General features: G+C 66.3%; 5 protein-coding genes and 2 pseudogenes. 3 read left to right on the top strand and 4 right to left on the bottom strand.

Going from position 1 to position 8,232, the window contains the following annotated elements; genetic code table 11:
* Together AB0H32_RS44770 and AB0H32_RS44765 are read left to right on the top strand one after the other, a co-directional pair.
* The coding region (locus AB0H32_RS44770; protein WP_361134332.1) for an IS701 family transposase at positions 1-994 on the top strand (994 nt) is incomplete at its 5' end.
* Between the two features lie 1,318 nt (positions 995-2,312).
* Positions 2,313-3,506, top strand: coding sequence for an ISAs1 family transposase (locus tag AB0H32_RS44765; RefSeq protein ID WP_361134329.1), 1,194 nt, complete (start codon positions 2,313-2,315; stop codon positions 3,504-3,506).
* Positions 3,507-3,518: 12 nt separating this feature from the next.
* Here AB0H32_RS44765 and AB0H32_RS44760 read toward each other — a convergent pair whose 3' ends face one another.
* Together AB0H32_RS44760 and AB0H32_RS44755 are read right to left on the bottom strand one after the other, a co-directional pair.
* Positions 3,519-4,121 carry a hypothetical protein gene (locus tag AB0H32_RS44760; protein ID WP_361134326.1) on the bottom strand — a complete coding sequence of 201 codons (603 nt, stop codon included), beginning with the start codon at positions 4,119-4,121 and terminating at the stop codon, positions 3,519-3,521.
* Between the two features lie 95 nt (positions 4,122-4,216).
* Positions 4,217-5,779 carry a site-specific integrase gene (locus tag AB0H32_RS44755; RefSeq protein WP_361134323.1) on the bottom strand — a complete coding sequence of 521 codons (1,563 nt, stop codon included), beginning with the start codon at positions 5,777-5,779 and terminating at the stop codon, positions 4,217-4,219.
* Positions 5,780-5,829: 50 nt separating this feature from the next.
* On the opposite strand from AB0H32_RS44755, the pseudogene AB0H32_RS44750 reads away from it, so the two are divergent.
* Positions 5,830-6,042: pseudogene (locus tag AB0H32_RS44750) on the top strand (BRCT domain-containing protein); the annotation flags it as partial.
* 496 nt (positions 6,043-6,538) lie between these two features.
* On the opposite strand, the gene AB0H32_RS44745 reads toward AB0H32_RS44750, so the two are convergent.
* Both AB0H32_RS44745 and AB0H32_RS44740 read right to left on the bottom strand, forming a co-directional pair.
* Complete coding sequence (locus AB0H32_RS44745) at positions 6,539-7,123, bottom strand: SUKH-4 family immunity protein (protein ID WP_361134320.1); 585 nt, start codon at positions 7,121-7,123, stop codon at positions 6,539-6,541.
* Between the two features lie 756 nt (positions 7,124-7,879).
* Positions 7,880-8,232: pseudogene (locus tag AB0H32_RS44740) on the bottom strand (hypothetical protein); the annotation flags it as partial.

The following is an 8,232-nucleotide window of genomic DNA, read 5'->3' as shown; positions in this document are numbered from 1 at the left end:
GATCGCCGAGAGACTGTCCAGAGTTGTCAGGCCCGAGGTGTGGGTGATCGACGATTTGTCGTTCCCCAAGTTCGGCAAGGCATCGGTCGGGGTGGCCCGCCAGTACTGCGGAGCGGTCGGCAAACGGGCGAACTGCCAGGTTGCGGTCAGTGTCCATGCCGCCACCGACACCGCCTCGTGCCCGTTGGAGTGGCAGTTGTATCTGCCGCGTGAGTGGACGGACGAGCTGGACCGATGCCGCAGGGCAGGAGTCCCCGACGACGTGGTGCACCGGGAGAAGTGGCGTCTTGCGCTGGGCCTCCTGGACACACTCGCCGAGTGGCAGTTGAAGGCGCCGGTCGTGGTCGCCGACGCCGGCTACGGCGTCAGCACCCCGTTCCGGCTCGGTCTCGAGGAGCGAAGGCTGTCCTATGTCCTGGCCCTGAACGGGAAGGAAGTCGCCCACCCGGAGGATGTCGAGCCGCACCAGCCTGCTTATGGCGGACTCGGACCGCCCACTCTTCCCCGCTACCGCACCCCACCGCGAGCCGTCTCCGTTCTTGCGGCGGAGGCGGGTGCGGAGCGGTTCACCGAGGTGACCTGGAGGCAGGGCAGCAAAGGTGCGATGACCTCGCGGTTCGCGGTGCTGACAGTGCGGCCCGCGGGCAAGCAGTCCCTGGCCGCAGCTCAGGAGGCCGGCGGCGGCCGCAACCGGTGGGACGGCGTCCTGCCCGTCCAGACACTCCTCGTCGAATGGCCGGACGGCCAGGACACTCCGACGGACTACTGGATATCGAACCTGCCCGCCACCACACCGGCCGCCGACCTGGTGCGGTGGGCCAAGATGCGCTGGCGGATCGAGCACGATTACCGCGAACTCAAGCACGGCCTCGGACTGGACCACTTCGAGGGCCGCACCTGGCGCGGCTGGCACCACCACGTCACCCTCGTCACCGCCGCCCAGGCATTTCTCACCCTCAGGCGGCTCGACCCAAAAGTCCGCACACCGGCCTGACCCTCTACCAGGTCCTCGACGTTCTTCAGGACCTGCTGAGGTGCTGGACCGGTACCTGCACCACCTGCGGACGCCCCCTGCCCAGCCCTCGGAGCATCCGCAGACAGCCCAGAACCTAACGAAGCACTACTAGGACTTGTCCGGCCGATCATGTGGCCGATCCCGCCGCCGCATCTCGATCGCGGCCCTGACCTGCTACAAGCCGGGAGAACGCTCCCGGCTACACCCGGAGAGCCCAGCCCGTCTGTCTATCCTTGGCGCTGCCGACTGATAAATTACCCAGGCCGCCAAAAATAGACGCCATAGTCCGGGGAGTCAGCATGATGTGCTCCGCCGTCTGGGCAAGCACCATTGTCGGACTGATCGCCAGCAAAAAAGATCGCCTTGCATTTGGAGCAGATTTTAGCCTCACGATAGTGATCGTATGGATTCCAGAAGGTGGGCAGCTGATATGCCTCATCAGGCTCATGGCGTGGGGTGACTAGGTGGCCGCCACCAATACCACCGCCCTCCGGGTAGGCGGGCCCCCAGCAGCGGCCCTTAGCGTCCGGGTGATGAAGCAGGGTACCAAACGCGTTCCAGTTAAACAGGCTCTCGCATTTCTTGCATCGAAAAAATGCTGCGATCTGTCCAGGTAGGCATTGCGCAAGGGCAAAGTAAGTCCATCCTTGCTTTGCTACGTGAGGATTGGCTCCTTCTCGGCCAGCGCAGACACCGTTCGGACTTGGCCTGTATTCCTCGCTATGCGGATTTTCCCCTCCGCTGAAGAAGACTGAATTGCAGTAGCCGCATCCGGCCCAGCCAAATACGTCTGTCATGGCAGGCTCCTGCTTAAATATCGAGCTCAGCTCTATTGAGGTCCGCAAGGCTTGGGGGTCAGAAAGGATAACTCTCTGAACTGAGTGTCAAGCCGCCGAAAGCCTGATCGCTGAGATCCCTGAGGAACTTGGTGACTCAAGTGCGAATGCGCCTATTTCAAGGGGACCACATCCCGTCCATCATCGCAAGTCAAGGGCTGCCCCATGAATTACCTGCTGTCGTCTCAGCTGACCGGCAGCAACCGCCATGACGTGCTGCTTATCGGCTGCGGCTACGCCCAAAGCGCGTACCGCGACCACCTTCCGACCACGACGTGCTCCCTTTTCCGGCAAGGACTTCCTCCGCGTTGGGGGCAGGGGCATTGCATGAAGCGGATCTGTCCGGTTCATGCGCCTCGTCTGTGACGTCGCGTCATGTCCGGTTCTGAGGCCGGGAAGCAGTGCAGGCACGGCGTCGGTGATCATGTGGTTGTCGAGACCAATGAGAACCGAACGAGACCGTGCCTGCCCCTGAATCATCCCCCATATCCATCACGCTGGAGCACCTGGCCCATGCTCCTTCTTCCGCACCCCTCATCGACGCAGCCGGTCTGCGTCCCTTTCTGGACGCGGTGCCCGACCCGCGGGACCGCAGGGGCCGCCGGTATCCGCTGTCCGCGCTGCTGGCGGCGGCAGCGGCTGCCGTGTCGGCCGGCGCCCGCTCCCTGGCTGCGATCGGCGAGTGGATCACGGACGCACCGCGCTGGGCCGTGGGCGCCCTCGGTTTCGCCCCGGATCCCCTGACCGGGCAGGTGGTGGTCCCGCACCCGGCGACGGTGCGCCGTCTGCTCGCCCGTCTGGACGGCGACGCGCTGGATGCCGCGATCGGTGCCTTCCTGTCCGCACGGACATCCCGCGCCCATGAGCCAGACACGCTGCGGCCGATCGCGGTGGACGGCAAGACCGTCCGCGGCTCACGCACCCGGACCACCGCGGCGATCTCGCTGCTGGCCGCGATGGCACACAGCGGAGAGGTTCTCGCTCAACGCCAGGTCGCCGACAAGAGCAACGAAATCCCCTCCTTCACGCCGCTGTTGAACAGCGTCGACCTCACCCACACCGTGATCACAGCGGATGCCCTGCACACTCAGCGCAGCCACGGCACCTACCTGCGCTCGCGAGGAGCCCACTACATCGCCGTCGTGAAGAAGAACCACCCCGGCCTGTTCGGCCGCGTCCGCACCCTGCCCTGGCGCGAGATCACGCTCGACCACTACGAGCGCACCCGGGCCCACCACCGCGACGAGATCCGCCGGCTGAATACCGCCGCGTTCGCCCACCTGGACTACCCCGACGCCCGCCAGGCCCTCCAAGTCGTGCGTTGGAGACGAGACCTCGGCTCCGGCAAGCTGACCATCGCGCGCGTCTACCTCATCACCAGCCTGCCGCCCGGCGCGGCCACCGGCGCCCAGTTCGCTTCCTGGATCAGAGGCCACTGGGGTATCGAGAACCTCCTCCACCACGTCCGTGACCGGACCTTCCACGAGGACGACTCCAAAATCCGTACCGCTCAACTGCCCCGCACGATGGCCAGCCTCCGCAGCCTGGCCATCGGCCTCCACAGGCAAGACGGCCAGAAGAACATCGCAGCCGCCCTTCGACGAGCGGCCCGCGACTACCGTCGGCCCCTGGCCCTCCTCGGCCTCACCGGATGAAACCGGACAAGATCACTTCACGCAAAGACCCTGGGTGTGCACCGTGCGCGGGACGTCACCGGTTCGCGCCAGGTGATCCAGGACCGCTCCGACTCTTCCCTCGCGGCTTCGCTCGGTGAACTCTGCTGCCCGCCATCGTTCCAGTAGAACTGTGTTCTCCCTGATCCGCAGCAGCGCGGCCCGGAACTGCCGCTCCGCCGCCAGCACCATCCGCTCCCGCTCTGGCCTCTCATACGACTGCTTGCTGGACCCTCTGCTCGGAACACGCCGCGCAAGTTCCTCCGCGGCCGGACCGACCGCCAGCCGCCGGTCCCGCTTCAGAAGCGTCCGCATCTGCGTCATGGAGTTACGGCCGCCAGCGGTCTCCTTGTGGTTGCTGCGCCACAGCCGCAGCGTGGCCGAGGTCAGTTCGTCCAAGTCCTGATCTGGGTGGCCCTGAGCATCGAGAAACCGGTCGAATGCCAGGACCGAGTTCCAGTACGAATTCGCGCTGGCGTGGCCGCTCCAGGTACGGGACTGCGCGGCGAAAGTCCTCGCCAGCGAGCGCTGCATAGGCACCGGCACCCTCAGCTCACCGAAGTCGAAAACCCGCGCATGACCGCTCTTGTTGATCACCGTCACCTCCAGCCCGTCCGGGGCCAGCTGCGGAGTGGCCTGGAAGTCTGCTGGCGGCAGGACCGCCCGGTGCCCGCTTCCCCGCCCACGCCCGCTCACAGCGACTCCTGAGCAACCGGCCGTGCATCAACCAGCACGTCGATGTCTTGGATCCCCGCCGATGCCTTCGCCAACTGCGCAAACAGGCTGACCATGTCCCTTGCGTCCTCGTCAACCTTGCGCTTGCCAGAATCGCGATCCGCATCGAGCGCCAGTATCGACTCCAGCTGCAGGTGCGTCACCGGCGTCAGGTAGTGCTCCCGCGTCGTCTCCACATCCCGATGCCCCAACAGCGTCTTCACCAACCACCACGGGTCACCGTACAACTGGGCAAAGTCCCGCCGCTCGCCCGGCGTCAGACCGTACTTTCGGTCCATCAGCTCGTTCAGCGTGATCAGCATGTAGAGCGCGAACGAATGCCGAGTCGAGTGCGGCGTTGCGTACGGCACCTTCCCTCGGACCTCTGCCGGCCTCAGACGGCGCTTCGCCTCCCGTTCCTGTTGCGTCAGCAACATCCGCTCGCACTGCTTGTTCGCCAGCCTGAACACGGCGTTCCAGCGGTCCGGAAGCATCGGCAGACCCTGCTCGGTCAACCACAACCACGCCGGCTCCGGACCCTCCGGCCCCTCGGTGAACAGCCACTGCCGCTCACGCCAGTCCAGCAGGGCCAACTCACGCTGCCCCTCCACCCCGCTGCGGTCCACCCAGTGCACCACCGGAGACAACTCCCGCGTCACCCCGGTCACCAGCCGCAGCTGCGACAGCTTCTCGTAACGGCCCTGCTCTCGGGCCCGCTGCACCGCCCACGCCCGCTCCGATTCCATGTAGGAGCCGACCTGCCGCACCGAATCCACGGACGCGTAGAAGGTGCGAACCCTCTTCGACCGTGACAGCGCCTTCGCGACCCGGCCGTGGCAGTACCGCCCGTGACGCAGTAGCTGCGACGGCACCTCGAACGTCAGCAGCCCCCCGCTCTCCTGCCGACGAAGCCCCGAGCTCAGCATGAACTGCACGAACGAAGTGTTCCGCAGCTCCGTTCGCGCGTCCCACCCCGGCAGCGGCGACCCGTTCCGGGCCAAGCCCCGAAGCCCCAGGTCCTGCCACAAGCCCCACGTCCGAGGCGTCAACCACGACACCCGGGCACTGCGCGCGTCGGCCGCCCTGTCTTCCTGTCGGCTCACGTCTACGGGCAGCGGCGACACCTTCGCCCACTTGTATAGCTTGGTCAGCGCTGCCGCCTCTCGGTTCCACTTCGTTCCGCTCACCCGAACCGGATTGAGCGGTGACCTGCACCGGAACTCTTGGTAGGCCTGCAGATCCCCCTCGGTCGCCTGCCGCCACGGAATGCCTCGGCGCCACAGCCAGTTCAGCAGCAGCCGGATGTCCGTCGCGTAGTTTCGCCGGCTTTCCCGCTCCAGCTTCCGGAACGTGGGCGACAAGACGAACTCCAGTAGATCCGCCTCCACTATGAAGTCCGGCCGGACGAAGACCGGATCACCCGGCCGCAAGCCGATATCAGCCACCGCCGCGGGCAGATCCCGGATTCCGAGCGTCCCCTCCTCCGGCAGCGGACCCCATCTCTCCGCATCCGGCACGAAGACCACCCACCATTCGCCCACGCCCTGCCTCCTGTAAGCCTTGAACTCGCAGAATTATCAGGGAAGGGACGATGACAGGCGCCCTGGAGCGGCTCTCCCGCAACGAAATGAACGAACTCATCGAACGAGCCGGAGGCCGCTCCTCCTCCAGCGTCTCCAAGAAGACCACCCTCGTCGTCGCAGGCGAAGGGGCGGGATCCAAGCGTGCCAAGGCCGAACAACTCGGCATCCGTCTCGCCACCCCTGACGAGTTCGCCACCCTGGTCGCCGGACTCCTGCCCTAAGGCTTCAGGCAAGGGTCACGTCGGGCCCGTCGCCACGGGGGAAAACGACGAGCCCGGCCACGCACCAAACTCCCACACTCTCAACAGACGCGCCTGCCTGATCAGAGAAGCTGGTGTGGTCGCAGCGCAGGCTGTGCTCAACGAACTACGTGCCGCGTGCCAGCCTGCGCACGGTTTGGGGCGAGTCGATCGTGTACGTGATCGGGATGGCGTCGCCGTTCCACGAGTCCGGTGAAGGCCGGGCACACGGTGGACGTGAAGAGGCGTTTGCGGAACCTGCAGACCGGCTCGCCGTGGCCGGCGCCTGAACTCAGGATATTCCTCTGCTCGTCCCCGGAAGCCGTGGGACGGGCGGCCTTCTCGGGTGGCCGGACATGACCAGATTGCACAGCGGGCCGATCACGACCAGGTCTGCCTTGGCGCACTCGATCCGGGGATCGTCGACGATCGGCTGTCCCGCATCATCTCGGCGACGTCTGTCCCACCGGCCCAGTTCTCAGCCCAGCCACTCGAAGATCTCGTCCCAGAACGCAGATTCGTTCACATACGGTTCCTGGCCGATCATGCGCTCACGCAGATCGGTGACGGCGGCCGCGCGTACGGCGTCGTCGGCCGATTCCAGTGCGCTGCTCGACTCGGCGATCAGCCCGAGGAGCACGGCCAGCATGGGGAGGTCATCGGCGGCCGGTCCCTTCCACCCGGCGCCGTGATCCCACCCGTTGGGGTCGTATTGGGTGATGCCGCCGTCCGCCGCGTCGAGCATCAGATGCTGGTCGTACCAGGTGGCCACGGTGAAGCAGAAGTTCTCGGGCGGTGAGTCGTCGTCGGGGTAGCGGTTCCCGTAGATCTCGTCGGCATCGAATGGTTCCAGCCCGTCCTCCTCCCGCAAGTGCCTTGTGTCGATTCCCACGACGTCGAGGTGGACGGCGGGAAAGCCGACCGTGAGCAGAAACTCCCTTGACCGGGCATGGGTCAGCTCGGCCGGCAGACCGGCCTCGTCCGGTCGCCAGAGCGAGCCCTCGCCCAGCCGTTCCTCCAGCCACACCGCGTCCGGTATCAGCGCAGTGTCGTCGCCCCTCATCGTGTAGCCTCCACGAGTTCCGCGTCCTTCGTCATTGCCGGTCCCAGTCAATCGCATGCTCGCACGGCGACGTCGTGCGGAAGTCCCGGAGAGTCCCCCTCCAGCGACCGACCTCAAGGACTTCCCGTAGAGCGCACGCGCGGCCCGCAGGTGCCTGGCAAACTGCCCGAGCCCCCGGCTTGACCGGCGATCATTCATGTGTACCGGTACACCTGACAGAGCTGAAGAACTTCGGTCTGCCAGTGGACACGGCAGGCAGCGGCGCCGTCGGGCACATCGCTTCCAAGACGGCCGGCCAAGCGCCGTTGGTATCGAAGGCGGCAATGAACTCCGCCAAAAGGGGTTCGTCAGCAGGGATCCCCCGCATCGACCTCGACACGAACCTCCAACTGATCGTCCGAGCGCAGTGCGGCAGGGCGGATCCCGGCTGACGGCGCATCCGGGGCCACGACCTGGTGGAACGCTCACGGGCGGCTCTCTTCAGGGCACCCCGCGCGGCATTCGCCACCTCGCCCGCCTTGCCAACGGGCAACGAGAGAACTCCAAGGCCCTCGGCTCGTACCTCGCTCTGATCGGCTCACCTCCGCGGGCGCGGGGACGACGTGCGCGATGCGTTCATCACCTGGCCTACCGGGAGTTACCCCCTGCGGACGCGGGCGGCATTCCGGCCCTCGGTAGTGCCCTGAACCGTGAGTTCGCGTCGTTCAGTCGGACCAGGGCCGTCGGCTGCTTGACGCCTGAGGCATCTCGTGATGGTCACTCCTTCCGGACCACCAACCGACGGCCGGTCGCCTTGTCGGTCACGGTCCTCGATCCGAGCACCGTGTGCAGGGTCGCGCGGGCCGGGCCGATGCGGGCGTCAGCCGGGCAGGCGACGTCCGGTTCCGTCCGAGTGATGACCCGCACGGTGAGGGAGACAGCCGTTGGGCTCTCGGATGCCTGGAGGTGAGGAGGGCCGTCGCACCCACCCGACTCCGCCATGACGGTGAGGGTGCGACCGTCGCCGCTCACCGTGACCGGTCGAGTGATCGCCTCGTTCCTCGTGACGGTTTTCGACCTGGCGGCTCCTGATCCCGAACACCCCGTCAGGACGACCAGAGCCGCGACGG

The organism is Streptomyces sp. NPDC020362, assembly GCF_040642095.1.
Classification (GTDB): domain Bacteria; phylum Actinomycetota; class Actinomycetes; order Streptomycetales; family Streptomycetaceae; genus Streptomyces.
The sequence above is the reverse complement of the archived record's forward strand: the minus strand, read 5'-3'. Positions and strand labels throughout refer to the sequence as shown.

Excerpts from the sequence above, each read along its gene's own strand:
- AB0H32_RS44745 (WP_361134320.1), bottom strand. The coding sequence starts at position 7,123 with ATGAGGGGCGACGACACTGCGCTGATACCGGACGCGGTGTGGCTGGAG.